This window comes from Paenibacillus sp. alder61 (assembly GCF_020179875.1).
GTDB classification, from domain to species: Bacteria; Bacillota; Bacilli; order Paenibacillales; family Paenibacillaceae; genus Fontibacillus; species Fontibacillus faecis.
In genome coordinates, this window is sequence record NZ_JAIUDG010000017.1 from 23,100 (window position 1) to 49,445 (window position 26,346).

A 26,346-nucleotide genomic window follows, 5' to 3' on the forward strand; every position below is an offset into this window, starting at 1 on the left:
TTAAAAGCGGTTTGCGATTGTGCGATATTTGTCACAGTTATTTTAAACCGAACCTGAATATTTATCAAAAATAATACACAGGATCTACACTAGTTCATCATAAATGTACCGGTTTCGTCACAAATTCGGGTACATACATTTGAATAATATCGGCTTTTGTATAAAAGATCAAGTCTTATTTTACGCCACTTTCCGCGGTTTTACAGGGGTTTTCAGGGTTCGACATCCCCCGTCCGCTTCAACTTTGCAAGACGGAAAGTGAGGGCTATAATAAAGTAGAAATGACAATATAAGCTTGTTTGAAATTATTCGGAGGTGTTTGCCAGTGTCATCCCAAACTGCAAGCGGCGAGTTTACCGACCTGCTCATTATCGGAGGCGGGCCGGCTGGCATGTTTGCCGCTTTTTACGGCGGAATGCGGAAAGCGTCCGTTAAATTAATCGAAAGTATGCCTCAGCTGGGAGGACAGGTTGCCGCCCTTTACCCAGAGAAATATATTTACGATATCGCCGGATTTCCCAAGATTACGGGCCAGGAATTGGTCCACAACCTGAATGAGCAACTGAAACGGTTCGATCCGGACATACGTCTTGAAGAAAAAGTACTGCGTATCGAGAAGAAGGATGAGCGTCATTTTGTCGTCACCACCGACAAGGAAGTCCACTACGCACGGGCCCTGATCATTACGGCGGGGGTCGGCGCTTTTGAACCACGGCGGCTTGAGCTGGAGAACGCGGCCAAATTCGAGAAGAGCAACCTGCACTATTTCGTCAGCGATCTCAGCCGCTTCCAAGGCCGCCGGGTCTTGATCAGCGGCGGAGGCGATTCCGCGGTGGACTGGGCGCTCATGCTGGAGCCGATCGCCGAGCAGGTCACGCTGATTCACCGCCGCGACAAGTTCCGCGCCCATGAGCACAGCGTCGAGAACCTGATGGCCTCCAGCGTGCAGGTCATCACCCCGACGGAAATTACCGCCCTGCACGGCGACGACCGGATCGAGCGCGTCACGCTTTCGCACACGAAGACGAAGGAGACCCAAGACATCGAGGTCGACGACGTGATCGTCAATTTCGGCTTCGTCTCCTCGCTCGGCCCGATCGCGGAATGGGGGCTTGAGATCGAGTCCAACTCGATCGTCGTCGACTCCCGCATGGAGAGCTCGATTCCCGGCATCTTCGCGGCCGGAGACATCACGACCTATCCCGGCAAGCTCGATTTGATTGCCGTCGGCTTCGGGGAAGCGCCGACCGCGGTCAATAACGCCAAGGTGTATATCGATCCGGAAGCCAAGCTGTCCCCGGGACACAGCAGTAATCTTAAGCTTTAATTACATGAGTTGACACAAAAAGGGGTATCTTAACTTTACGCAGGAAACCTTGCTGTAAAGGAGAGATACCCCTTGTCCTATATTTGTCCGTTATGCAACGGTATAGCTCCGTTGACCGCAACATGTCCCGATTGCGGGCATGTCCTTGAAAATGCCGGTAAGAAACAGGACTACGTCGGTCCTTACAGCCCTTACGGGTCGGCCGATCAGTACACCTCTGCATCCACGGCTCAAGCTCCTTCCGGCTGTGAACATGTCGTCCTGTGTCCGCACTGTCACGAAGCTTATATTTATCATGTCAACGCTTGGAAAGCGCCTTAACTTCATCGACATCAGCTTGTCCATCCTTCAGCGACAACTCGTTCCCTAATGTAAAATCGGCGAGTCGGTTATCAGATCTCGTCTATGGATCTCTGCCAACAGCAATGCGATGAAATCCCGGTCCAAGTCGAGCATAGTGGCCAAGTGATAGGATTCAAGCAGCATCTCGTCTGTCAACATCGCCATTAATAACACATCCCTTCTATTTTTTTCCTCATCATAACAAGAAACCCTAATCAGAACAAGCGTTCCTCTTATCCACAAAACACTGTGGAAATCCTGTGAATAACGTGTTAGCAAAACCTGGAACACATTGTAGAATATCATTGGATAATGTGGATAAAAGTTATTCACAGGATGGTAAGCCCCATTTTTTGACGAAATTTTTTTTTACTTGCGCTTAAAAGACTGGTTATAAATTCATTAACCTGTAAAACACTGGAATAAACCGCCTGACTTTGGTTATTGCGGGCGGGTATTTACCTCGAATATCCACAGCTTTCCGCTTTGGTCGATCCCATAGTCAAATCCAAGCTGGTCGATCCCCGGGAAAGCCGCCTCCATAATCGCGATGCACGTATTCGTAAGATTCCGCATCTCCTTGCGTTTCTTGATCCCGGCTCCGCGGCGGCGAAGCGAAAGCTCCAGTCCCTTGCGGGCCGTCAGTTGGGTTCCCCCTTTGCAAAGATTGGTAACGAACAAACCGGGTCTGGCCAGACGTCCGACCATGGAACGGTACACCCAACCCCCGTCCTGCTTGACTACCTTGACTCTGTAGTCGATCGGACGCCCGCCGATCCGGGCCAAATGAATCCCCTGCTGGATCATGTACCGACGGCCGACTTTGGCACGGTTTAAAGCCCTGAACATGGCCTCGAAGCTGGAGAATGATCTTTTGGAGGACATATAGGTAAAGGAGTAGATCCCCCTTGCGCAGGATACCTTGATCACTCCGTACCCGCCCCCGCCCCGCAGCGGCTTGATCACCACCATGCCAAACTGGTGCAGCATGCTCCTTAACGACTCCGCACTGAACATTCGGGTTTGCGGTATGTGGGCGGCCACGTCCGCGTTTCTGAGTAGCGCTTCCGTTTTCAGCCATTTATTGGCCAGTTGTCTTCCCGCCATGACACCATCCCCTTTCCGTTATACGATATTCATACTCAATCGGCAGAAGGGGTTCTTGTATGTTTGTCCGAGGCGTGAGCCTCTTTTCCTCTTCTCGCATTTTTGTTCAAATATGCTAAACTAACGTTAGTATGGGCTAGCAAGATTTTTAGTGAAGGAGGATTCCTTTGGAAACCGAAGCCGCTTTATTCGAAATCCTGTATTGGATCGCCATGATCGCCATGTCTCTGGTGCTTGCCGGTATTACTGTGCTTTTGTTCATCACCGGCCTTAAATTCGCCAAAGGCTCGCGTAAAGGGCTTGGCGCGGGCTGCATCCTCTTCTCGCTGGTGGCGGCCGGCATGGTCGTGCTTATGGTCGACCGGCAGTTTTTTTGAACCCGCGATCGGGCCGGGATTCATACGCTTCGCACTTCGAAGCGGCATGAATCCTTTTGTTTTTTGAAAATGTCTGAAACCAAATGGATTTTTTACGTAATATAACTATAGTAAAAATTTGATTCATCGACAGGAGGTTCATTGCTTTCATGGGGGGCACGCACATCTGGAGTGAACGATTCAAAAAGTTTTTCCTTGGCAACCGCTTTGTCATTTTTCTGCTGATTTTGCTGCTGATCGGACTTAATATTTTTGTGCTGGACAAAATATCTTTTATCTTTACCCCGGTCGCGGTCCTATTAAAAACGGTACTGCTTCCGATCCTGCTGACGGGCGCGATCTACTACCTGCTTAACCCGCTGGTGGACTGGCTTGAGCGCAAAGGGATTCCTCGGGTCTACACGATCGTCGCGCTCTACCTGCTCATCGTCGGTCTGATAACGATCGTCATCCTGTCTATCGTACCGGTAGTTCGGGAGCAGATTATGAGCTTGATCGAGAACTTTCCGAAATACAGCTATGAAGTGCAGCTGCAGTTCGAAGGCTTGATCGGCAGCGACTTCTTTCATCAGATTCAGGAATCGACGGGCTTTAATCCGACTCAGCTCGCGCAGACCGTCTCGGAGAGAGCGACCTCGCTTTTGGAGAACGCCTGGTCGGGCCTCGGTGGATTTTTGGGCGCCTTGAAGGACATTATTCTGGCGATCGTTACGGTGCCGTTCATTCTGTTCTATTTGCTGAAAGACGGGAAGAAGCTTCCTAACTTTATTTTGCGTTACGTCCCTATCCGTTTCCGTACCCAAACCAATCGGGTGATGTCGGAAATGAACGGACAGATCAGCTCCTATATCCGGGGGCAGATTATCGTCAGCTTTTGCATTGGGGTATTGCTGTACATCGGGTTTCTGATTATCGGGATGGATTACTCCCTCATTCTGGCCATTATCGCCGCATGTACGAGCATCGTGCCGTACCTGGGCCCGGCTATCGCCATTACGCCGGCTTTGATCATCGCCATCGTCACCTCGCCGCTCATGCTGCTGAAATTGATCGTCGTCTGGACCGTCGTTCAATTGGTGGAGGGGAAATTTATCTCCCCGCAAATCATGGGCAAATCCCTGCGGATTCATCCGATCACGATCATCTTCGTGATTCTTACCGCCGGGAACCTGTTCGGCGTCCTGGGCATCATTCTCGCCGTTCCGGGATACGCCGTGCTCAAAGTCATCTTCACGCACCTGTTCAAATGGTTCGAAAATCGTTCCAAGCTGTATGAACCGGTGGCCGCGGAATCGGCGGCGCCGGAACATGACGCGGAGCGCTTGGACGGGGACAGCAAGTAATCGAGTAAACGGGCCGCTCCGTAAGGAGTGGCCCGTTTGTGGTTGGGCGGGGGCTCAATCTACTTTACGGAGCGTAAACAGCCGCGAAGCAAAATCGCCTTTATCCATCACATTGTAGCTCACGCCTTCCTTCCAGGGCGGGGTCAACAGCAAGCCCACATGCATCAATTCGCCGCCCGAGTAGGATTGCCCCAACTCCTCGACATGGTAGACAGCCTCCGGGATCAGCCCTTTTAGTTTAAGGCGCTTATAGGCTTCGTTCGGGACGGACAGCACCTGATACCAACCGACGATCGCTTCGCCTCTCTCGGCATTCACCGTCATCCAGGCGGTTTCGTTCTCCTCAAACGGACTTTGCAAGCGGAAGAAGTCCCCTCCGGTCAGAAGCTTTCTGTACCGTTTGTAAAAACGGATTTGCGTCTTGATCGCCTCCCGCTCCTCCGCCGTCAATGCGACGGGGTCCAATTCGTAACCGAACACGCCGAAGTAAGCGGTGTTCGCCCGGGTGTGCAGCGGTGTTATCCGGCCTACCTGGTGATTGGGAACACTGGATACATGGGCCCCCATACTGCTTAACGGATAAGCCATCGACGTGCCGTACTGGATTTTTAGCCGTTCCACGGCGTCGCTGTCGTCGCTGGTCCAGGTTTGCGGGGCATAGTACAGCATGCCGGGATCAAAACGCCCTCCTCCCGAGGCGCAGGACTCAAACAAGATATGCGGGTATTGGCGGACCAGCTTGTCATAGAGGCGGTACACCCCTATGATATAGCGGTGAAAAAACTCCCCCTGACGGTCGCTTCCCAAGCTGAGCGAATAGGCTTCGGAAATGTTGCGGTTCATATCCCATTTCACGTATTCGATATTGGCCGACGACAGCACCCGGTCCATTTGTTCAAAAATACCTTCCACCACCTCGGGCCGGGAAAAATCGAGCACATACTGGTGGCGTCCCTGTTTCCGCTTCCGGTTCGGCGTGCCGACGACCCAGTCGGGATGGGCTTGCATCAACCGCGAAGCCTCATTCACCATCTCGGGTTCGAACCATAAACCGAATTTCATGCCGAGCTTGTTGATCTCCCCAGCCAAGTACTTCAGCCCGTTGGGAAGCTTGTCCCCGTTCACGAACCAATCCCCCAGCGAGGTGGTGTCGTCGTTGCGCGTTCCGAACCAGCCATCGTCCAGAACCAGCAGTTCTATGCCGAGTTCCGCGGCCGCTTTGGCGATGGCGAGTATTTTCTCCTCATTAAAGTCAAAATAAGTCCCTTCCCAATTGTTCAACAACACAGGCCGTTCCTTTCGGGCCGCCTCGCCGCGGATCAGATGGTTGTTATACAGTTTGTGGTAAGTCTGGCTCATGGCGTTCAGCCCGCTTGAAGAGTACACCATCACGGCTTCAGGGGCGTGGAAGGTTTCTCCTGGATGGAGCAGCCAACAAAATTTGTCGGGATGGATTCCGATCATAAACCGGGAAGTTCCGTAGTTATCCACTTCAACTTGCGCCAAAAAATTACCGCTGTATACGAGATTCAGGCTGTACACCTCCCCCCCGTGCTCCGTCGTGTCCGGCTTGGCCAGCATCACCATCGGATTGTGAAAATGGCCGCTGGCCCCCCGGGTGCTTCCGACCGCCTGAACGCCGGGGCGAAGCGGGGTCCGGTAAAGATGGCGCTCTCTTCCCCACGCGCCCGACAGTTGAATAAACTCAAAGAGGTCCTCCGGCAGATCGAAGCTGGCGCTCATCAACCGGTTGATCTTCAAGCCTTGATCGCCGCCGTTCGTAACCGCCACCGAGCGGGTGATCACTGGCAGGTCCCGGTAAATCGTATACTTTAGGGCCGCTTCAGCCTGTGTCAGGCGATCGACCAGCTTAACGATTAAAGTCTCCGCTTCCCCGGGATCGGTAACGAACGTGGCGGGAAGCTCGGGAAGCGGCGGTTTGCCGCTCTGAATTTCATAGCCCGCATACTGAAATTCCATAATATGTGAACCGTCCCCCTGCAAAATTTCGAGGGCCGCTTCCCGAAAATCGCCGCTCCCGGAGGAGGGAAATTCCTGTTTGATGCTGTCCAGCGAGGTAACGAGGTCGCCGGTAAACTCGCCTACCGACACCGGCCGGTAGCTGCGTTCAACGAAACGGCCCGCGTTTCCAAGATAGCGGAGGGCCGGCCCGTAATATAAGTGTTCCAACTGACCGTTCTCCATCACGCGAAACAAGTAACTGATCGCTTCGTTGCGCAAATGAAAAGTTCGTTCCTGCTCGTTAATCTGAATCTCTGCCTTGGCTTGTCTGTATGAATTCAATGCGTATGTCTCCTTTGTCTCAAATCGTGGTTTCGGCGTTTTTCGAGATCAGAATACCATGTCCGGCGGCCGATCTACATGCTATTTTCCCAGCGTTATATAGCAAAACTTAATATGATTCAGACAAGGTCTTCAAAAAAACGAAAGAATGCGTTCATTTGTGCCGCCCCTTTGTTTTCGCTATATTGAAGTCAAGGGAAGGAGCGATGAAATGAATGGCCAGATGATTCAATATGTAGATACGACGACCAGCATTCAGCATAAAAATACCGCCGATTTGATTTTATACAACTGCGGAACCGAGAACTGCGCGCCCGGCCATGCGTTCGGCCCGATTGCGCGGGAATTTAACCTGATCCATTTTGTCATCGGCGGGCGGGGCCGTTTGGAAATTCGGCAAAAGGAATTTGGGATCGGTCCCGGCCAGGCCTTCCTGATCCCGGCGAACGAAGTCGCCTACTATCAGGCCGACCGGACCGATCCCTGGGAATACTGCTGGGTCGGCTTTATGGGGATTCGATCCCAGACGTACCTGAGGAGTATGTTCCCGAGCCGGGATCAGCCTTTCGTTCTCGACGTCGAGGATATCTCCTATTTTCAAGCGACCATTCTGGAAATGCTGCGGATCGGAGACCATCGACTGACGTCCTCCCTCGCCATCCAGGGATATTTGTACCACATGCTTGCCAGACTGGTGAAAGATTCCGGGGATGTCCGGGAGGGAGACCGGCGAGTCCCTTATTCGACCCAGGCGATGAACTATATCGAGAAAAACTACAACAGCGGCCTGCAGATTCACGACGTGGCCAGCTATCTTGGGCTGCACCCGAACTATCTGTCCGCCGTATTCAAACAGGAAACCGGAAAAACCCCAAAACAATACATGATGGAACTACGGATTCGGAAAGCTTCCGAACTGCTCCGGCAAACGGATTATCCGATTCTGGTCATTTCCAAATCGGTGGGCTATGCCGATCAACTGACCTTTTCGCGCGCCTTCAAAAGCATGACGGGGATGTCCCCAACGGACTACAGACAGCAATTCCTTTGATTTTGCCATAAAGATCATAAACCCGGCTCTATTTGACCCCGCTCCGATCTGTTATCGTTTTGCTGTTACATAGTCAAGATCTATAGGATTTTGACAGAAACAGAAAACCGCAACGAGAGAGAGGGGTTTATTCAACATGTGGATTGCTTTTGTTTCGGCTTTGGGCTGGGGCGTTATGCCCATTCTGGCCCAATGGACGAAAGCCGGACCGCGGGAGCAGCTTTTGGGCACGTCCGCCGGCGCCGTGCTGTTCGCAGCCGGGCTGTACGCGGCCTCGCCGACGGTCTTCTCCCCCGGCCCCTACATGATCAGCCTTATATCCGGGATTCTGTGGGCGGTCGGCCAATGGCTGCAATTCGAAGCGTTTCAACGGATTCGCGTATCCGTCGCTATTCCTTTTATCTGCGGGCTGCAGTTGACCGGCACCACCTTATTTGCCGCCCTGGCCTTGGGCGAATGGTCCACCCGGTTCCAGTTGCTCTTAGGAACCGCCGCGCTGGCGCTTGTATTGGCCGGTGTGCTCCTGACCAGCCTGCAGGAACGGAGCGCGGGGACGAAACATGGGCTAACGCCGGGGCAGCTGTCCATTCTTCTCTGCTCCGCCTTGGCCTTAACCGGCTATGTCGTGATCAATCAGTGGTTCGACATCAGCGGCCTGGCGGTCATCCTCCCGCAATCGGCCGGCATGTTCCTTGCGGCCATCACCATTGGCCTGTTGGCCGGAAAGCGGCCGAGCCCCCGGATGGTTATTCGGAATCTCGCCACCGGACTCGCCTGGAGCGTCGCCAATCTGGCGTTGTTTGTCGCGAACGGCCGCATCGGCGTAGCGGCCTCGTTCCCGGTTTCCCAGGTCAGCATCGTGATCGCCACTGTCGGAAGCATTCTGATCTTTAAAGAGAAGAAAAGCGCTGCGGTATGGATGCGAGTGCTGCTGGGCAGCACGGTGCTTATGGCGGGCGTGTTCCTGATCGGACTCACCAAATCTTAGATTGCATCACAAAAGCCGCTGACCTTCGGTTCAGCGGCTTTTGTGCGGCATGCGGCCATGCTTGAGCCGCTCCGCCATCAAATTAACAGGCTTTTTTCCAGTTCACGAAACGCTCGCTTCGTTACCGGTGACACAAAGAACCCTCCACGACGATTCTCGCGGAGGGTTCTTTTTTACGCGTACAAGTTTGCTCCGATTTCGGACTCTATCCTTTTACGGCCGAGCCTACCGTCATCGCATTTTCCACCTGTTCGCTGAAGAAGAGATAGATGATCACGAGCGGCAAGCTGGCGATCGTCATCACCGCTCCCATCCCGCCCCAGTCGGTGCTGTATTGTCCTTGGAAGAACAGGAGACCGAGCGGCAGGGTTTTCATCGTTTCGTCCGAGATCAGAATATAGGCAAGCATGAATTCGTTCCAGTTGTTCAAAAATTGGAAAATGGCAACCGTCGCGATGGCCGGGGTCACGATCGGTACGATAATCTGGAGAAACATCCGGTAAATGTTGGCTCCGTCCATGCAAGCCGATTCTTCCAGCTCGCCGGGAATGCCCTTCATAAATCCGTAAAAAACCAGACAGGAAAAGGGAAGTCCGATCGCGACGTACGGAACGATCAGCGCGCCGTACGTATTGGTCAAGTGAAAGTCCCGAACCAGGATCGCGAGCGGGATCATGATGACCTGAAGGGGCATAAACATCCCCACCGTCATATACAACCGGGCACTTTCCCGGAACTTCCAGCGCATGCGGGCGATCGCAAACGAGAACATCAGCGACAACACCAGAATCAGCAGCGTGGAAATCGAGGACACGACCAGACTGTTCAAGAAATATTTGGGGATATTGAACTGGGACCAAGCGGCGATATAGTTCTCGATGCGAAAATGGGTCGGTAAGCCGAACGGGTTGGTCACGAAAATTTCTTCATTATTTTTAAGCGAATAAGAGATCATCCACACTAACGGATAGACGGAAATCACAAAATAGATCCATAATGGCAACTGCAGCAATGCCGTTTTGATTTGCTTCATCCTTTAAGCACTCCTTCTTACCGCGACCGGCCTTGGCTTACGCTTCATTCCGGTCAAACGTCTTATTAATAACGATCGTCGCCAGCAGCGATAAGCTCACCAGCACGACGGATACGGCGCAAGCGTAGCCATAATTGCTCTCCAGGAAAGCATATCTGTAGATCATGAAGGTCAGCGTATAGTTGCTTGTGCCGGGACCGCCGTTGGTCATAATCAGCATCTGGACGAAGGCCCCGATTCCCGAGGTAATCGCAACGATGAAACAGAACTTGTAGGTTTCCTTCATTAAAGGAAGCGTTACCTTGAGATGGGCCATCCACTTGGAGCAGCCGTCAATGGTGGCCGCCTCCATATATTGCTCGGGAATCGATTTGACGCCGGCATACAGCAAGCTGAACTGGTATCCCATAAACTGCCAGGCGTTGACGAAAGCGATCGCGATAATGGAGGCGGTCGGGGAGGTCAGCCAGTTTTGCTGATAGGGAATGTGCAGGAGGCTGAACAACCGGTTGATCAACCCGTTCGTCGGGTCATACATGGCGATCCAAAGCTGACAGACGACCGTAACGGAAAGAACTACGGGGATGAAGTAAGCTGTTTTCAGCAATTTCCGGGCCTTGATTCGCGGGTCCGCGCAGGCGAGCGCCAGAATCGTCCCCAGCCCGATCTGAAAGACAACGAGTACCACGGCAAAAATAAGGCCGTTGCGTAAGGACGTGATCAACAGCGGATCGTGAAACAAATCCAGATAGTTGGCGATGCCGTTCCAGGTAGCCGCGCTGAGGCCGTCCCAATTGAAAAAACTGCGGTAAAACGTTTGAAGCACCGGATAAATGATCACCACGCTGTATATAAGCAGCGCCGGCAGCAAGAACAGGATGATGGCTTTTTTATTGCTCAGGTATCTGTTCATAGGTTCAATCCACTCCTTTGGGTGAAAGGATACCGACCCGCGGGAGGTCGGTATCTTTCGGCTGCTAACTCATCTATTTGTTTTCTCTTGCCATAACGCGATTGATATTGTCGACGAACTGCTGAACCGTATATCCTTTGACCAGCATGTTCTGCGTGCTGTCGTCGATCGCGTTCTTGATCTGCACATTATTGATAGGCGTCATATACTGCGTCGCGTTCGGAAGAACCTCTTCCGCGATCCGCTTCATCATTGGCGGAACCTCTACCGTTATCGGTTTGTCTACTTTAATCGCAGTAATCGGGCTTCCCAGCTGAGTGTACTTGTATTCGCCGTATTTTTGCGCCAGGAAACTCGCGACTTTGACCGCAACATCTTTATGCTTGCTGCTAGGCGAAACCGCAAATCCGCCGGGAGCACCCGAGCCGTTGATGAAGCCTTTCCCGCTCTCGTAAGCGGCCTCATCCTTAGCCGGCCAGTACATCCAGTCCACCTTGTCGCCCAGCTTTTCGGTGCTGCTGTAGATCTCCCACTGTCCGTTCACGAACATCGCCGCTTTGCCGGAGTAGAATTGGGCCGAAGCCTGATCGTAGTTCGTATTCGTGGCGTTGGCGTCGAACAGGTTGGCCTCCTTCAGCTTGTACATCTCTTCGGCCGCCCGCACAAAGGGATCGGGCATGGCGGTCGTGCCTTTGGCCTCCAAGTCGCCGTAGCCCGTTGTCCCCTGCTCGCGAGTCACAAGCCCGGCGTAGAATGCCGTTGTGATCCATTTTTCCTTGGCGAAAATCGCCATTGGAATATACCCCGCCGCGGAGAGCTTGTTGGAAGCCTCGATCATCTGGTCGTACGTTTTGATCGGCGTTTGAATCCCTACTTTTTCGAAAATCTCTTTGTTGTAATAAATCAGCTGGAATTCGATGCCCGGATAAGGAAAGGCGTACACGTGCCCATCGGGAGCGACCAGTTTGGATTCCACCCCTTTGTTCAGCTTCGCTTTAAATTCGGCGGTTTCCGGATAGTCGTCGAGTACCTCAACATTTTGCGCCTTGGCAAAGGTCTGCAGCGTCGCCCAGTCGGTATCGTAAATATCCGGCATATTTCCGGTGGCTGCATACGTTTTCAATTTTTGATATCCGTCCTGTACCGCCTCGTCGAGAATGATCTCCACATTCGGCATCTCTTTCTTCAACTCAGCGACCGCGTAATCGAAGGGCTTGGCCGTATCTTCATCAAAATGCTGGGCGTACACCTTCAGCTGAATCTTCTCTTCTCCGCCGGAGGCTCCGGTATTTCCGGATTTCGGAGCCTTGTCACTCCCTCCGCCTCCGCATCCCGCGAGAGAAAGCGCCAGGACCGTCGCCGTCAGCAGACTCAATGCCTTTCGATAATTTTTCCCCATGATAGATCCCCTTTCTTTGTATGAAACGAACCTTAGGATTCACTTCCCGCGCTCATTGACAGCGTTTTCAGAAGTGGTGTTTTTATTATAAAAAAAGCCCGCCACGACCGGTTAGGGCTAAAGCGGGCATGATCGGTAATATTCGGGACAAATGAAGGGGCGGCCTAACGGCGGGTGCTGCGGACCCGGATCTCCCGCTGTTCAAATTCGGAAGGCGGCATGCCGTAGTATTTTTTGAAGCACTTGCCAAAATAACCCGGATCGGTATACCCCACCTTTTCCGCGATGTCCGCCAGCTTAACGTTCCCTTCGGCCAATAACTCCTTGGCGCGCCTCATTCGGGTATACATAATGTAGTCCAGCACGGAAATATCCCCTTCTTTGCGGAATACCTTCCGCAAGTAACTGGCGTCCACAAACATCCCCCCGGCCACCCGCTCGACCGTCAAATCGGGGTCGGAATAATGTTGATGGATGTACCGCTTCGCCGCAAAGTATAAGTTATAGGATTTGGACGGACGGCGATCTTCCTTGTATTCGATGACTTGTTCATACAGGCTGATCAACCATGCCTCGACCTCCTTCCAGGAGGACAGTTGGCGTAAATAATCCTCCGGCGAACCCGCCGGTTTCCATAAGGATTCAGGGTTCATCCCCCGCTTGCTTGCATAGGACAGACAGAGGGAGACATATCCCATCAATACGGTAAAAGCGAAACGCCCCCCGGTCCGATGCGGGCTGAATAGCGCCACGGTGCGCCGGATTTCAGTCTGGGCCGCTTCGGGATCGCGCATTTTCAAGGCCGAAAGCAGCATTTCGTGCGCCCCGGGATGCAGTTCATACGAAACCGGCGCTTCATTTGGATCACGTCCTTGAGCTTCGGCCGGCTCGGCGAACAGCCCGGCTCCGTCCAAGCTCCCTGCCGGTTTGTTCGCGCCGTCCTGCCGGGTTAGGTCCCTGACGTTCGGATGGAGCATCCCCACCTCTTTTTTCCCGAGCTCCAGCTTCTTCTTCACTTTGGTCAACACCGCGGCGAACTCTTCCTGATTAAAGGGCTTGAGCAAATAGTCGAACACGCCGAGCCGAAGCGCCGCCTGGGCATATTCGAATTCGTTGTGACCGGTGACAAAAACGACGACCATCCCCGGCAGATTCAGATTCAGCTTCTCGGTCAACTCAAGCCCGTTGAGATAAGGCATGCTGATATCCACCATCGCCAGATCGGGATGGCTGCGTTTCGCTTCCTCCAGCGCCTCCGCGCCATTGGCCGCCTCGCCGCAGATGGTAAAACCGTGGCTGCTCCAGTCCAGCTTCGTACGCATATAATAACGGAAAAGCGGTTCATCATCGACGATAAGCACTTTATACATCGTTGTCATCTCCCTCCTTGCCGGGTACTTTCATCTCGATGGCGGTGCCCTCTCCGAGGCAGCTTCGGACCGTCAGACCGTAAGCTTCGCCGAAATAAAGCTTGATTCGCTCGTGAACGTTATAGAGGCCAATCGACGTCTGCCGCCCCTTTCCGGATAGGGATGCTTCCACACGCTGAAGCTGTTCTTCGGACATCCCAACGCCGTTATCTTCCACCGTGATCATTACATTCTTATCCGACCTTGCCGCCCGGATCGATACACTCCCCTGCTCCCCTTTGGTCTTTAACCCGTGATAGATCGCGTTCTCGACCAGGGGTTGAAGCGATAATTTCGGTACGTTCACCGACGCCAGCTCCTCCGGAATTTCGATGGAATAGCGCAGAACATCGGGGTTACGGACCTGCATAATGTTCAAATAATCACGTACATTGCTGATTTCCGCCCCCAAGGGAATGATCTCGCTTCCTTTGCTGAGCACCGCCCGGTAAAAATCCGCGAGCGCTTTGGTAGTGTCCCTCGCCTCCTCGTTCATCCCCAAATCATTGAGCACATAGATCGTATCGAGCGTATTGTACAAAAAATGAGGCTTGATCTGGGCATGCATCAACGCCAATTCATAAGCCCTCTTGCGGGCCTGGTCCTCGGTCACGGTACGAAGCAGTTCCTTAATTTGTCTGACCATGGAGTTGAATACCGAGGAGATCAATCCGACTTCATCCTCCGTGGCCACGTTGGACGTTGCATCCAAGTCCCCTTCCTTTACCCGGCGCATCGCTTTGGTAACTTGAAGCAGCGGGCCGACGATAATCTGCGCCAGTTTTCGGGTCAACAGCAGGGCCAGAAGCAAACCGAGAAACCCTACCGTAAACGTAAGCACAAAATTGCGATAAATGATGCCGTTCAGTTCCTTCAAAGAAACGATACTGACCAGTTTCCAGCCCAACTTGTCATATGGCGTAAGAGTGGTGAGTTGTGTCTGCTTGCCCCGGCCGATGATGTCGGAAACGGTCCCCTTCCGCTCCAGCAGCCGAGGCGAAGACAGATCGGAAAAGGGGGTCAGCAGCCGCTCCGAAACAGGGCTGGACACAATTTGACCCCGGCTGTCCACGATGTAATACTCCTTGGAAAAAGAGTTCTCCGGCGTCATCTGCAAAAATGAGGCGAAGGTCGTTTCTTTTACATTTACAAACAGCGTCCCCAGCGTCTTGCCTGTGTCCAGGTCGAACACCATTTTCCCGAGGGTGAGTACGGGAACCGCGGGATCCGTCACCATAAAGTTCCGCCGTTCCATCGGAAACCAGCGGTTGACCCCGTAACTGCCCTGGGACTGCACCATTTCGGGCATGGGGCTGTTCAGCACTTCCCGATCCCGTTCCCCCTTCTGGGGATACGAGGAATAGATCCTGCCCGAAACATCCAAAAACACGGCGGAGTCTACGTCGGGGAACATTAACAAGTCGATGGAAAGCCGGCTCTCCATTAAATTTTGGAATCTCTTGTCGTCCACATCCGTAACCCTTGCCGAGTACTCTTTATATAATTCATGGATATCCGCCGTCATGATATTAGTGCAGCTCTCCGTATTCTGGATGATGCTGTCCAGTTGTGAAAGAATGAGCCGCGACTCGTCCCGGATATTGATCTTCTCTTTTTCCACTACGGTATCGCCGAACATCTTACTGGAAATCAAGCCAAGCGCGATAAGCGGAATTAGGCTGAGCGGCAAAAAAGTGTACATAATTTTGCTATGAATCTGCAGTCGTCCGAACCAACTTTTGAAACTTCGGGTTATCCGCAACCGGGGCAGCCTCCTCTCGCCGTAATTCTCCATCGCCGGACTTTTACTATTGCTCAACAGACAACGTTGATCACATTGAATTCCTGCATATCTGCATACTTTTTTCTTGTACGGAATAAAAATTTCAAAATGCCTGCAATTCTGCAGGAATTTTCGACGAGATCGGCTCGTTTCTCTTAAATCGCCAGAAAAACCTGCAGATTTGCATCTTTTTTCGCATCCCCTCGGAAATCAGCCTAAAATACTTGCAGATTTGCATCTTTTGGAGATGGAAGGGGTGGAAAGTGTAGCAGGCACCTTGATCGCCGTGGGCCCCATAACTTGCCTTAACGTTGATCATAGATGTAAACGCTGTATTCTGACAAGCCATAAATCCCAAAATCCACGATTTTACAGGCGGTCATGCGAGGGAGGCAAGCAAAAAGCCACCCTCTTTCGGGTGGCTTTGGCAGGGGAGCCGAACCTTTTACGGCTCAAGCAGCAGATCAAATTTCACTTCGGGATAGGCGGGACTCGGCCCGTTTAGCAGCTTCGGTCGGCTGCCTTTCAAATACGTATCGAAGAAATCCAGCACGTAGGCATTTACGATTTCCGCACCGCGAGCCCCGTCCAGTTCCCCCGTCAATCCGGTCAGCTTCACCAGGGGAGAGTAGAATTGCAAATCCGTAAAATTGTAGTGCTCACTCCGCTCCACATACAGCGCCTTTCCGTGATGCTTCGCGGCGGCTTCCATTAGAGCGAGCTCATTGGAGACGATGCGCCGCCCCACTTCGCTTTGGATTTCCCCTTGTCTGAGCTTGTCGGCGGATGCTTTGAAATCCGCCGACTCCAGAAACAGAAACGGCTTCTTCATCACGGTCTTCGCGTCAAACTTATCGAACTGGGTACCATCCATGTTGATTCCCGCCTTAATCCGCTCTTCCGTCAAAACAGCGTGGTAAGCGGTAGCCCCGCCGAACGAGTGCCCCATCATCCCGATCCGATCCAGATCCAGTTTCCCCTGAAACGCGCTCCTCTCTTGTCCGGCATTTATCGCTTCCAGCCAATCGATGACCTCCGAAACATCACCCGACCAAATTTTTCCCGTGCGCGGCGCCGCCATGAAGAAGTCTTCTTCCCCATTCGGTTCGCTCACCAGTCCGGTCATTTTCCCGTCCGGAAATACGGTCGCCGTCGTGTTATACGTATGGTCGATCGTCACAACCACATAACCGTGGCTGGCCAGATGCTCGGCTTGGGAGACATGCAGCATCCGGCTTGTCCCCATACCGTGGCTCAGGAGAATGACCGGGTAAGGCGTGCCGGATGCCAGCACATCCGCGTTTTCAAAGCTGTTGCCCCGGAAGTCTTTCCAGTAGTCCAGCGCAAACGAAGGAAGGCGGAAAGTCTGGGCAAAAGCCCGGGTAAAAGGGGCCGCCATGTCGGATTGCCCCGCAACCGGAACTACCTCTGCTAGACTCCGCCCTTCGGTGTTGTCCGCCGGGTACCATATTTGAACCATCAATTCCCGGGTGTCCTGCGGATCTTTCGTGAACGGCTCCGGACGGTCCGTACCGGAAATCCGTGCGGTTTGCGTTCCCACCGCATAAACCCCATCCGGCTCAGGGAGCCGAACGACCGGCAGCAGAACGGACAGGGCCGCCGAAACGGCAACCCCGGCCGCCATGATCAGAAGCAGCATCCCCTTCCCGGCTATTCGCCGCCAGCTTCGGGACGGGCTTCCCTTGGGCTTTTTCAAGAGGCTCCAAAGAACAAGCCCCCCGGTAGCGACGCAAGCCGGAAGCAACTGCCAGCGGTAATCCCCGGCCAGCAGACAGCCGGCTACGCCCCCTGCGCCGATAAGCGCCGCAACTCCATTCCCCGTTCTGCCAAGCTTTCGCCCGGTCAACACGTAAATCCATAAAGCCGTTCCCGCCAAAATCAAAAATAGTTCGCTAACTCTCATACTAGTCTTCGTTCTCCCTTCGCTAAAAACAAACCGGTTTATGCTAACAGCATAAACCGGCCAGTTTAAAACCCGGGGGGGTGCGTGTTTAAAAAGGGGTTAATTTTAATTCGTAACTATAACGCTAACGATTACGTCTTTCTTCACGTCTTCCGCTCCTTAGTCCGACTAATCCGCGCCATAGCTTAGTCAATCTGCGCCTGGTTTGCCAGTCTTGAGACTCTTCTTCTGCGATTCTTCGTCCAAAGGACATCTCACTCAAAATCTGGCGCTTAGTAATCATAGTTCCCTCCTAGTATGAACCGTCCACTCTCAACATTAATTGACTCTAATGACCTATATTCAATTTACGATCTTATCGACCGATACACCTAAATTTTACCATATTATGATTCGTGACTATTTTACTAGATATTTGACCAACAACAAAATCAATAGACACGCTTATCAACACGTGTTTTTCTTATTTACACGTATTTTAATACGTGTTAAAATGTTAATGTAAGGACGGTGGCGCCATGAAGGGTGTATCTTCGCGGGAAGTGATAAAAATAATCGAGGCCGACGGATGGTACTACATAAGAGCAACTGGCGACCGCTACCAATTCAAACACCCCCGCCGAAGGAGGCTTATATATGAAAGATCGTTATATATATCCGGCTATTTTCGACTATGTAGACGACGGCATCTCCGTAGAGTTTCCGGACCTTCCCGGCGCATTAACCAGCGGCGACTCCGATGAAGAGGCGCTGCATATGGCGAAAGACTGTCTCGCGCTGCATTTATACGGAATGGAACAGGACGGCGATTCGATTCCCGACCCCACTCCTATTTCGGAACTGCCGCAAATGCCAAAGAAAGTAGTCGTCTTAATCGACGTGTGGATGCCGCCTTTTCGCGACAATATGGCGCAACGCGCCGTTAAAAAGACGCTGACTATTCCGAAGTGGCTCGACGATATTGCCGCGGAGAACAAAGTTAACTACTCGCATATCCTGCAGGATGCCTTAAAGGATTATCTCGGCGTCAGCGAGCGGAAGAAATTAAGATGAGGGTACCACCAGCCCTCCTTTTGACCATTCTTCTTCATTAAACGAAAAAGAACCCCTCATCATAGTCTTTAAGACCTGACGAGGGGTTCCGTTGTTTTGCCCTATTCTGTTAAGCGAACGTCTCGCCTTCGCTTCTGTACAACAGACCCTATCGTTGCCCTCGAGGTCGTGATCCTCACCCGCAAACGGCGTTTTAAGGGTAACTCAATCGCAGACTTCCGGCCGGCCCTCTTCGTCGCGCATACGGAACGATTGGCCGCAGCCGCAGGAAGCGATCGCGTTCGGGTTATGGATCGTAAAACCGCCGGACATGCCGGATTCCTGGAAGTCGATCTCCAGTCCGTTGAGATAGCGTACGCTATCTTTTCCGACGACCACTTTAATTCCCTTCACGTCCAGGTAGACATCCTCTTCGCTTTCCTGATCGTCCAGTCCCATACTATATGAAAAGCCGCTGCATCCGCCGGGGTTTACGCCTAGGCGGAGAAACATATTCGGGGTTTCCTCCCCGGCAATCATGTCCTTGATTCGCTTAGCAGCACTATCCGAGATTTCAATCATAATCAACCCTCCTTATATACAAAAAGTATACTCCACATCGAAGTTCCCCTCAAGCGGTGTGATTTTTATAGCAGCAAACTTGGAAGATCCCCGTTCCGCTTGTTGTCCCTTTCTCCATCGAGGTTTATAATAGGGAAGGTGGTTAATCAGCCTGCCGGGATGAATGCGGTTCGGATTCTCCCCAGGGAAACGGAGGTATTATCATGTTCACTGCAGTAACGCCAAGCACGGATAAAAGAATGGCCGAAATCGTAGAGAAGGTAAGACAAGGTGAGCGCTTAACCCTCGAAGACGGGGTGTATCTATATGAAAGCGACGATTTGTTGACCATTGGTCAGTTGGCGAACGAAGTCAACTTGCGCAAGAATGGCAAGAAGGTTTATTTCATAGAAAATATGAGCTTGTATTTTACCAATGTGTGCGAATCCCACTGCGCCTTCTGCAATTTCCGCAAGGATCAGGGGGAGGAAGGGGCCTACACGCTGTCGGGCGAAGAAATGGTCGCCTATGTCGAGCAGCATATTACCCCTGGCGTCCGGGAATTTCATATTGTCGGCGGACATAACCAGCATGTTCCTTTCCAGTATTATGTCGACTCCCTCAAAGCCCTGAACGAGAGATTCCCCGACATTACGCTGAAAGCCTACACGGCGGCGGAAATCGAGTTCTTCACCCGAATCAGCGGGCTCAGTACCAAAGAAGTACTGACGGAACTGCAAAAAGCAGGCTTAAAAACGCTGACCGGCGGCGGAGCGGAAATTTTGTCCGATCAATACCGGCAAAAAATGAAAGTGGAAAAAGCCAATGTCGACCAGTACCTGGATGTTCACCGGACAGCGCACCAACTGGGAATGAAAACGCATACAACCATGCTTTACGGATCGATCGAATCGCATGAGGACCGGATTCGCCACATGCTGCAAATCCGCGGACTTCAGGACGAAACGAACGGCTTCATGGTGTTCATCCCGCTGTCCATGCAGCCGCGGAACAAGAACGCCGGCATTATGCGCCGGAACTCGGCGTACGAAGACTTGAAGACGATCGCGATCAGCCGGCTGATGCTGGACAACATTCAGCATATCAAGGCTTATTTTATCAATATCGGGGTACAGTTGACCCAGGTCGCTTTAACTTTCGGAGCGTCCGATGTGCACGGCACGATTCTGAAGGAGCAAATCAGCCACGCCGCGGGGGCGCTTACGCCGGATGGCTTGACCCGGAAAGAGTTAATCTGGCTCGTGAAGGGAGCGGGGCGCATCCCGGTTGAACGGGACACGTTCTATAACGAAATCGAAGTTTACGAATAAGAAGCCTCATACGAGGTTCAGTTATTTAAAAAAGGCTTTACGGCGGGCGGCAAGCCCCCTGGCAGAAGGGGAACGATAGCGATGAGACAACTTGTCATTCTGGGTGGCGGCTATGGTGGAACAATGATTGTGCACGAGCTCTTCAAAGGAGGGATTCCGGCGGATGTCCGAGTCGTCCTGGTGGATCGGCTCCCGTTCCAAAGCTTAAAGACCGAATATTACGCGCTGGCGGCCGGAACGGCATCGGATTATGAACTTCGCGTTCCCTACCCCCACCATGAAGGACTGACGATGAAATACGGGGAGGCCGCTTCGATCGACCTGGATCGGCGGATCCTATATTTTGCGGACGAGGCGGAGGAACCGCTGTTTTACGATCAGCTCGTCATCGCTCTGGGCTGCACCGACAACTATCACAATATCCCGGGCGCTAAGGAGTTCTCCTGCAGCATCCAGTCTTTTGCCTCGGTACGGGAATCCTACATGCTTTTGAACAATGCGAAGCCCTACAGCAAAATCAACATCGTCGGCGGGGGACTCAGCGGGGTCGAGCTCGCCGCCGAACTGCGGGAAAGCCGCCCCGATCTGAATATCGCCCTCATCGACCGGGGGGCGCGTCTGCTGTCGGCCTTCCCGCAAAAAGTGTCCGCCTATGTGACCAACTGGTTCCACGAACATGAGGTCGAGACCCGCTCTCATATTTCGATTACTTCTCTGGAGCAGGGCGTGATTCATTACGAAGGCGGAGACATTGCGTCCGATGTCACCGTCTGGACCGCGGGAATCCGCCCGGTGGAGCTCGTTCAGAACTTGAACGTGCCCAAGGACCGGCAGGGCCGGGTCGTCATCAACCCGTACCATCAGATTCCCGATTACCCGGAGGTATTCGTCTGCGGCGACTGCGCCAGCCTCCCGTTCGCTCCCAGCGCTCAGGCGGCCGGAAGCCAGGGGCACCAGATCGCGGAAGTCCTCACCGCGCTTTGGCGCGGCGAGACGCCGAAACTGCAGCCAATTAAGCTGCGGGGCACGCTCGGCTCGCTCGGCAAGAAGGCCGGATTCGGCCTGATGGGCAAAACCCAGGTGACCGGCCGGGTGCCGCGGCTGTTGAAGAGCGGCGTGCTCTGGAAATCGAAGCATCATTGGGGCTGAGGCTGATGAATAGGCTGATGATTGGGTTGATTATCGGGGCGGCTCATTCCGCGTTCCCATCCATCTCGGCGATGAGTTCTATGATTCGCCGATACAGCCCTTCGGCCGTCTCCGCTTCAACGGTTTCCCCGTCGAGCAGACAGTATGGGGACATATAACACATGCCGCACCCCGTAAGGCAGCCGTATTCATAAACTTCACAGTGCTGCTCCTCCTTCAGCCGGTTCATGATTTGATCGGTGCCGAAGGCGGCGTTGTTCGCACAAAATTCAACAATATGTTTCAAGCTGGTCCTCCCCGTCAGCGAAGCATTTAAATTTAAAGTTTTTTGTAATATAATATATAGGAAAGGAAAGGAGTTGAAAACCATGAGTGAGAACGTACAAGATAAATTGTATGACGAAGTTCTGGAAGTTTTGGATAAACTGCGCCCCTTCCTGCAGCGCGACGGCGGTGACGTCGAACTGGTTGACGTGGAAGACGGTATCGTGAAGCTGAAACTGATGGGGGCCTGCGGCAGCTGCCCAAGCTCTACCATTACCCTCAAAGCAGGGATCGAACGCGCCCTGTTTGAAGAAGTGGAAGGCGTGCAAGAGGTCGTACAAGTATTTTAATGATATACAACGCAAACATAAAACACGGTCCCCCGGAGTATCCGGCGAGACCGTGTTTTTTTTATGGTATATGGAAGGGGTGTCAGGAGGGCTTCACCCAAGGCCGAATCGGGTCCAGGCCCCCGGAGATGTCCATAATGTTGCCGGTAATGAAATCGGAGTCATGATGGCAGAGAAACGAGATCACCCGCGCGATATCCTCGCCGCTCCCCGGGCGGCCCAGCGGGGTTTCCCCGTCGGATAATCCGCGCGCTTCCCGGATGGAAATCTCCTTGTTCCGGCCCCGGATGTCCCCGGGACAGACCATATTCACCGTAATGCCGAACGAAGCCTCTTCCACCGCCAGCGTCTTGGTGAAGGAGACCAGCCCGGTTTTGGCGGCGGCGTAGACCGCACGATGCGGCCAAGCCCGCGATTCCGCGGCGTGACCGAAGCCGAAATGAATGATCCGCCCCCAGCCTTTTCTCCGCATGTCCGGCAGCACGAGATGGTCCAGCAGCATCGTGCCGACCAGATTGCCGTCGATCATGGCCAGAATCTCCTGCTGGCTATAGTCCGCAAACAGCTTGCGCTCCCGGATAAACGGCCCGGCGTTATTCACCAGAATATCGACCGGACCCAGCGAGCCGCGGATTTCTTCCACCAGCGCCTCGATCTCCTCCCGCCGGGAGACATCGGCCCTCACGGCAATACAGCGCACTCCCGTCGCTGCGATTTCGGTACGAAGCGCTTCCGCCTCCGCCTCGCTATGTACATAGTTCAGCGCGATATGGCATCCCTGCTCTGCCAGCATCAGGGCGGTCTTCTTCCCCAGCCCTTTCGCACTGCCCGTAATCAGGGCGACTTTTCCCACCAACGTCGTTTCCTCCTCACGTAAGGCCTTCCATTTCAGTATAAAAGATTTGCACCGTTCCCACAAACCGGGGAATGTGACCTGAACCGGCACTAGCGGTGCATTAAAACTGATATGGGTGCTAACATTGCCGGCCTTAATGGGATTTATTCGCCGATTTCAGCGGCGGCGTGACGAACTGGGTCTGATACCCGCAGCTTCTAGCTTTTCCAGCCGCCCGCCGAATAACGGCCTTTTGGGCCGCTATTTCGCCCCGATTTGCGTTTTCGGGAAAAATAGCGGCCAAAAAGGGCCTTATTTCATTGATGGGGGTCCCAAAATCAGGTTTCGGCCCGACTTTCTCTAAAATAAGGCCCCAAAAGACCGCTATTTCACGCCAAAGAGCCAAATTCGACAAAATAGCGCCTCAAAACGCCGCTATCGCACTGGTCGGCCCGCCCCCCAAAGCTCAGCTGCAACAAAAAATCCGCTGCCGGATGGCAGCGGGACGAAGCTAAAGCTTTTTTATTAGAATACAGGAACCAAAGCGCCTTTATAGGTGTCTTCGATAAATTTCTTCACATCCGGCGAAGTCAGCGCCTTGGCCAATTTTTGGATGGCTTCGGAATCTTTGTTGTCCGGACGGGATACCAGAATGTTGGTGTACGGCGAATCTTTGTCCTCGATGAAGAGCGCGTCGGTCATCGGGTTAAGCCCGGCTTCAAGCGCATAGTTCGTGTTGATCAGCGCCAGGTCCACTTCTTCCAGTTGGCGAGGCAGCATAGCCGCATCCGCTTCCTGGAACTTCAGGTTCTTCGGATTTTCCACGATATCCGCTTTCGTCGCCGTGATGCCCGCTTCTTCTTTCAGCTTGATCAAGCCTTGCTTTTGAAGCAGCAGCAGCGCGCGTCCGCCGTTCGTCGGGTCGTTCGGGATCGCCACTTTGGCGCCGTCCTTGATTTCGTCGGCCGATTTCAGCGTTTTGGAGTAAGCGCCGAAAGGTTCAACGTGAACGCCTACGACCGGAACGAGGTTAAAGTTGTTTTGTTTGTTTTGCTCGTCCAGGTACGGCTGATGTTGGAAATAGTTCGCATCCAGCTGCTTCTCGAAAACTTGCACGTTCGGTTGCACATAGTCGGTGAATTCTCTGACTTCGAGCTCAACGCCTTCTTCTTTCAGCTTAGGCGCGACGAATTTCAGAATGTCGGCATGAGGCACGGTAGCGCCAACCACCAGTTTGACCGGCTCGGAAGCCGCCGGAGTGTTCTCCGCCCCTTTGTCCGCCGCGGGTGCGTTGCCCCCGTTGCCGGCAGCGGCGTCGTTCTTGGCCGCGTTGTTTCCGCAGGCTGCCAAAACCAGCACCAAAGCCAGCGTCAGCAGCGAAAATGTCCATTTCTTCATCACAGTATGACCTCCCAAAATGTTTTTGAATAAGGATGAATCTATATTTAATGTTCCTTATTTCCGGGTAAAATAAATCACCAGCCGGTCGCCCAGCATTTGCAGCACCTGCACCAGGACGACCATGAAAATTACGGAGACGATCATGACTTCCTTCTCGTAGCGGTAATAACCGTATCGGATCGCCAGGTCACCGAGCCCCCCGCCGCCGACCATCCCGGACATCGCCGTGTAGGATACGAGCGTCACCGCGGTAATCGTCATCCCGGCGATCAGGCCGGGCAGCGATTCCGGCAGCAGGACCTTGCGGATCACCTGGAAGCTCGTCGCGCCCATGGCATGCGAGGCTTCGATTACCCCGCGGTCCACCTCGCGGAGCGCCGTCTCCACCAGCCGGGCGAAGAACGGAGCGGCTCCGATCACGAGCGGCGGAATCGTGCCTTCCACCCCGGAGGAAACGCCCATGATCGCCCGCGTCAGCGGAATCAGTGCGACGATCAGGATGATGAACGGCACCGAGCGGATAATGTTCACGATGAGCGACAGAATCCGGTACACCCAGCCGAGAACCGGCGAAGCCGATCGCGAAAAACTGTACAACAGCACCCCGAGCGGCAGCCCGATCAGGAACGTGAACAGGGTGGCGTAACCCATCATTTGCAGCGTGTCCGTGGACGCCGTGCCCATTTCGGACCAGTCGATTTTGGAAAAGTCCAAGCCCCACATTACCCGATCACCTCCACATCAAGATCCCGTTCTTTAAGCAGGGACAGCGTACGTTCCACCTGCCCGTCGTCCCCCTCGAAGGAAACGGTGAGCTTGCCGTACGGCACATCTTTGATCGTCGAGATCGTTCCCTGCAAAATCGCGAAGTTGACCCCGGTTTCCCGGACCACCTGCGACAGCACCGATTCGTACGTCTTCGCGCCGAGGAAGGTGATCTTCACCAGCTTCGACCAGGCCGGATGAGGAACGGAGCCGGCGAGCTTCAATCCTTCCTCGCCCTCGCCGCCGGTTGCGTCCCGGTTGATAAACTCCCGGGTTACAAAATGCCGCGGCTTGAGGAACACTTCGGTCACCGGCCCTTCCTCGACGATACCGCCCTGGTGGATGACCGCCACCCGGTCGCAGATGCTTTGAATAACATGCATCTCATGCGTAATGAGCAGGATGGTGAGCCCGAATTTCCGATTGATGTCCAGCAGCAGGCGCAGGATCGAGTCCGTAGTCTGCGGGTCCAGCGCGGAGGTCGCCTCGTCGCAGAGCAGAACATCCGGATCGCTGGCCAGAGCCCGGGCGATACCGACACGCTGCTTCTGTCCGCCGGACAGCTGGGCGGGGTATTTCCCCCGGTGCGCCTCCAACCCGACCAAAGCAAGCAGCTCATCCACTTTTTTCTGGATCTCCGCCTTCGGCGTCCCGATCAGCGTGAGCGGAAAAGCGACATTGTCGTAAACCGTGGCGGAAGACAGCAGGTTGAAATGCTGAAAGATCATTCCGATTTTACGGCGCTTCTGCTGCAATTCCCGCTTGCCCAGCTTGGTCAGGTCGACACCGCCGACCCAGACCTCGCCTTCCGTCGGCCGTTCGAGCAAATTGATGCAGCGGATGAGCGTACTCTTACCCGCCCCGGAGTGCCCGATGACCCCGAAGATTTCCCCCTTGTTCACCTTCAGGTTCAAGCCGGACAAGGCGGTGGTCGTCTTTCTCTTGGTGCCGTATATTTTAGTCAACTGTTTGAGTTCGATCAAACCGATTAGCCTCCCGCTCTCGAAGTTTCATAATAAAAAGATAAAAAATAAAAGAGCCCGACAGATTCCGAGGGCTCTCTTTACGTAAAGACAATGCCTTCTCATCTGCCAAAACCGTCTCATGCATATCATGCACGGTTTTGAAGGATTTAGCACCATGACACTCGCCCGCGGCTGCGCTAAGGATGCGTCTTACTGCCGGGTACGAATCGGTTGCTGGGCTTCATCGGGCCTTTCCCTCCGCCTCTCTCGATAAGAAAAATATGAAATTAAGGATGAACATTTGCTGTAAGATCCTGAAACTATTTTTGAGTATAGAAGCTTTCCGTACTTTTGTCAAAGGAAAAATAGAAAAAAGATTTTCCAGCCTTCCCG

At 53.3% G+C, this 26,346-nt stretch carries 26 protein-coding genes and 1 riboswitch; of the genes, 11 read left to right on the forward strand and 15 right to left on the reverse strand.

The annotated features are described in order from the left end of the window. Positions 1–325: 325 nt before the first annotated feature. Together LBW89_RS18005 and LBW89_RS18010 are read left to right on the forward strand one after the other, a co-directional pair. Positions 326–1,327, forward strand: coding sequence for an NAD(P)/FAD-dependent oxidoreductase (locus LBW89_RS18005; protein WP_148456845.1), 1,002 nt, complete (start codon positions 326–328; stop codon positions 1,325–1,327). A 72-nt stretch (positions 1,328–1,399) separates the two neighbouring features. Continuing rightward, positions 1,400–1,648, forward strand: a complete 249-nt coding sequence (locus LBW89_RS18010; protein ID WP_148456843.1) for a hypothetical protein — start codon at positions 1,400–1,402, stop codon at positions 1,646–1,648. 45 nt (positions 1,649–1,693) lie between these two features. Here the strand turns inward: LBW89_RS18010 and sda are convergent, their stop codons facing one another. Beyond that, complete coding sequence (gene sda / locus LBW89_RS18015) at positions 1,694–1,834, reverse strand: sporulation histidine kinase inhibitor Sda (RefSeq protein ID WP_148456841.1); 141 nt, start codon at positions 1,832–1,834, stop codon at positions 1,694–1,696. 276 nt (positions 1,835–2,110) lie between these two features. Continuing rightward, positions 2,111–2,776 carry a YheC/YheD family protein gene (locus LBW89_RS18020; protein WP_148456839.1) on the reverse strand — a complete coding sequence of 222 codons (666 nt, stop codon included), beginning with the start codon at positions 2,774–2,776 and terminating at the stop codon, positions 2,111–2,113. A gap of 167 nt (positions 2,777–2,943) precedes the next feature. Between LBW89_RS18020 and LBW89_RS18025 the strand changes: the two genes are divergently transcribed. Both LBW89_RS18025 and LBW89_RS18030 read left to right on the forward strand, forming a co-directional pair. Next, the gene (locus tag LBW89_RS18025) at positions 2,944–3,153 is read left to right on the forward strand and encodes a hypothetical protein (protein ID WP_148456837.1); all 210 of its coding nucleotides are present in this window, start codon (positions 2,944–2,946) and stop codon (positions 3,151–3,153) included. 149 nt (positions 3,154–3,302) lie between these two features. After that, on the forward strand, positions 3,303–4,496 hold the full coding sequence (locus LBW89_RS18030; protein ID WP_225039773.1) for an AI-2E family transporter: 1,194 nt from the start codon (positions 3,303–3,305) through the stop codon (positions 4,494–4,496). Between the two features lie 54 nt (positions 4,497–4,550). On the opposite strand, the gene LBW89_RS18035 is transcribed toward LBW89_RS18030, so the two are convergent. Then, positions 4,551–6,701: an alpha-galactosidase gene (locus tag LBW89_RS18035; RefSeq protein WP_412067011.1), complete on the reverse strand. Its 2,151-nt coding sequence runs from the start codon at positions 6,699–6,701 to the stop codon at positions 4,551–4,553. A gap of 310 nt (positions 6,702–7,011) precedes the next feature. Between LBW89_RS18035 and LBW89_RS18040 the strand changes: the two genes are divergently transcribed. Together LBW89_RS18040 and LBW89_RS18045 are read left to right on the forward strand one after the other, a co-directional pair. After that, positions 7,012–7,851: an AraC family transcriptional regulator gene (locus LBW89_RS18040; RefSeq protein ID WP_213507834.1), complete on the forward strand. Its 840-nt coding sequence runs from the start codon at positions 7,012–7,014 to the stop codon at positions 7,849–7,851. A gap of 136 nt (positions 7,852–7,987) precedes the next feature. Further along, positions 7,988–8,839, forward strand: a complete 852-nt coding sequence (locus LBW89_RS18045) for a GRP family sugar transporter (protein ID WP_225039776.1) — start codon at positions 7,988–7,990, stop codon at positions 8,837–8,839. Between the two features lie 205 nt (positions 8,840–9,044). Here LBW89_RS18045 and LBW89_RS18050 read toward each other — a convergent pair whose 3' ends face one another. The 6 genes from LBW89_RS18050 to LBW89_RS18075 all read right to left on the reverse strand — a co-directional run bounded on the left by LBW89_RS18050 (position 9,045) and on the right by LBW89_RS18075 (position 17,300). Beyond that, positions 9,045–9,872 (reverse strand): carbohydrate ABC transporter permease, encoded by an 828-nt coding sequence (locus LBW89_RS18050; protein ID WP_148456829.1) that lies wholly within the window; start codon positions 9,870–9,872, stop codon positions 9,045–9,047. Positions 9,873–9,909: 37 nt separating this feature from the next. Next, positions 9,910–10,785, reverse strand: a complete 876-nt coding sequence (locus LBW89_RS18055; RefSeq protein ID WP_213507836.1) for a carbohydrate ABC transporter permease — start codon at positions 10,783–10,785, stop codon at positions 9,910–9,912. A gap of 73 nt (positions 10,786–10,858) precedes the next feature. Continuing rightward, on the reverse strand, positions 10,859–12,184 hold the full coding sequence (locus LBW89_RS18060; protein ID WP_225039777.1) for an ABC transporter substrate-binding protein: 1,326 nt from the start codon (positions 12,182–12,184) through the stop codon (positions 10,859–10,861). 164 nt (positions 12,185–12,348) lie between these two features. Beyond that, positions 12,349–13,554 (reverse strand): response regulator transcription factor, encoded by a 1,206-nt coding sequence (locus LBW89_RS18065; RefSeq protein WP_225039779.1) that lies wholly within the window; start codon positions 13,552–13,554, stop codon positions 12,349–12,351. Next, complete coding sequence (locus LBW89_RS18070; RefSeq protein WP_225039780.1) at positions 13,547–15,355, reverse strand: sensor histidine kinase; 1,809 nt, start codon at positions 15,353–15,355, stop codon at positions 13,547–13,549. Before LBW89_RS18070 ends, LBW89_RS18065 begins: the two co-directional genes overlap by 8 nt. 466 nt (positions 15,356–15,821) lie before the next feature. Beyond that, positions 15,822–17,300 carry an alpha/beta hydrolase family protein gene (locus LBW89_RS18075; protein WP_225039782.1) on the reverse strand — a complete coding sequence of 493 codons (1,479 nt, stop codon included), beginning with the start codon at positions 17,298–17,300 and terminating at the stop codon, positions 15,822–15,824. A 518-nt stretch (positions 17,301–17,818) separates the two neighbouring features. On the opposite strand from LBW89_RS18075, the gene LBW89_RS18080 reads away from it, so the two are divergent. Together LBW89_RS18080 and LBW89_RS18085 are read left to right on the forward strand one after the other, a co-directional pair. Then, positions 17,819–18,043 carry a type II toxin-antitoxin system HicA family toxin gene (locus tag LBW89_RS18080; protein ID WP_225039784.1) on the forward strand — a complete coding sequence of 75 codons (225 nt, stop codon included), beginning with the start codon at positions 17,819–17,821 and terminating at the stop codon, positions 18,041–18,043. Beyond that, positions 17,937–18,353, forward strand: coding sequence for a type II toxin-antitoxin system HicB family antitoxin (locus LBW89_RS18085; RefSeq protein ID WP_225039785.1), 417 nt, complete (start codon positions 17,937–17,939; stop codon positions 18,351–18,353). The genes LBW89_RS18080 and LBW89_RS18085 overlap by 107 nt, the downstream gene beginning before the upstream one ends. Before the next feature lie 204 nt (positions 18,354–18,557). Here the strand turns inward: LBW89_RS18085 and LBW89_RS18090 are convergent, their stop codons facing one another. After that, entirely contained in the window at positions 18,558–18,914 is a 357-nt protein-coding gene (locus LBW89_RS18090; protein WP_148456813.1) for a HesB/IscA family protein, read from the reverse strand. 203 nt (positions 18,915–19,117) lie between these two features. Between LBW89_RS18090 and mqnE the strand changes: the two genes are divergently transcribed. Continuing rightward, entirely contained in the window at positions 19,118–20,224 is a 1,107-nt protein-coding gene (mqnE, locus tag LBW89_RS18095) for an aminofutalosine synthase MqnE (protein ID WP_148456812.1), read from the forward strand. Positions 20,225–20,305: 81 nt separating this feature from the next. Beyond that, a complete protein-coding gene (locus LBW89_RS18100) occupies positions 20,306–21,373 on the forward strand; it encodes an NAD(P)/FAD-dependent oxidoreductase (RefSeq protein WP_225039787.1) in 1,068 nt (355 codons plus the stop codon). Positions 21,374–21,416: 43 nt separating this feature from the next. Here the strand turns inward: LBW89_RS18100 and LBW89_RS18105 are convergent, their stop codons facing one another. Continuing rightward, the gene (locus tag LBW89_RS18105; RefSeq protein WP_148456808.1) at positions 21,417–21,659 is read right to left on the reverse strand and encodes a DUF1450 domain-containing protein; all 243 of its coding nucleotides are present in this window, start codon (positions 21,657–21,659) and stop codon (positions 21,417–21,419) included. A gap of 82 nt (positions 21,660–21,741) precedes the next feature. On the opposite strand from LBW89_RS18105, the gene LBW89_RS18110 reads away from it, so the two are divergent. Further along, complete coding sequence (locus LBW89_RS18110; RefSeq protein WP_114496928.1) at positions 21,742–21,987, forward strand: NifU family protein; 246 nt, start codon at positions 21,742–21,744, stop codon at positions 21,985–21,987. A gap of 82 nt (positions 21,988–22,069) precedes the next feature. Here LBW89_RS18110 and LBW89_RS18115 read toward each other — a convergent pair whose 3' ends face one another. The 4 genes from LBW89_RS18115 to LBW89_RS18130 form a co-directional block, all read right to left on the reverse strand. After that, positions 22,070–22,843 (reverse strand): SDR family oxidoreductase, encoded by a 774-nt coding sequence (locus tag LBW89_RS18115; RefSeq protein ID WP_225039789.1) that lies wholly within the window; start codon positions 22,841–22,843, stop codon positions 22,070–22,072. Between the two features lie 504 nt (positions 22,844–23,347). After that, positions 23,348–24,220: a MetQ/NlpA family ABC transporter substrate-binding protein gene (locus LBW89_RS18120; protein ID WP_213507843.1), complete on the reverse strand. Its 873-nt coding sequence runs from the start codon at positions 24,218–24,220 to the stop codon at positions 23,348–23,350. A 57-nt stretch (positions 24,221–24,277) separates the two neighbouring features. Further along, a complete protein-coding gene (locus tag LBW89_RS18125; RefSeq protein ID WP_213507844.1) occupies positions 24,278–24,946 on the reverse strand; it encodes a methionine ABC transporter permease in 669 nt (222 codons plus the stop codon). Next, the gene (locus LBW89_RS18130; RefSeq protein WP_225039791.1) at positions 24,946–25,971 is read right to left on the reverse strand and encodes a methionine ABC transporter ATP-binding protein; all 1,026 of its coding nucleotides are present in this window, start codon (positions 25,969–25,971) and stop codon (positions 24,946–24,948) included. Before LBW89_RS18130 ends, LBW89_RS18125 begins: the two co-directional genes overlap by 1 nt. A 98-nt stretch (positions 25,972–26,069) precedes the next feature. Beyond that, a riboswitch (SAM riboswitch) is annotated at positions 26,070–26,230 on the reverse strand. Positions 26,231–26,346: the final 116 nt, after the last annotated feature.